The organism is Gilvimarinus sp. 1_MG-2023 (genome assembly GCF_030548285.1).
This window is the reverse complement of sequence record NZ_JAUOSC010001685.1, coordinates 1-237: the sequence shown is the minus strand read 5'-3', so window position 1 is coordinate 237 and position 237 is coordinate 1. Positions and strand designations below refer to the sequence as shown.

Here is a 237-nt window from a genome sequence, read left to right as displayed (position 1 = left end):
GCAGCACCCTGCTGCAGGAACAGCTTGCCATCGACACCTTGCTGAGCGTCTCCAACGCCACCCAGGCCGGCGCTCTGGACAAGCACAGCGACGCCCTGATCAGCCTGACCCTGCCGTCGATCGCCGCCACCCGCCACGACAACATGATTGCCACCGTACCGGCCAATGGCGAAACCCAGCCCGTCCTGACCGCCGGAGATGCCGCCGACGACCCGGCCATCTGGGTCAATCCCAACC

1 protein-coding gene is annotated in these 237 nt (G+C 66.7%); it reads left to right on the top strand.

The annotated features are described in order from the left end of the window. The coding region (locus Q4563_RS22530) for a phytase (protein ID WP_303606133.1) at positions 1–237 on the top strand (237 nt) is incomplete at both ends.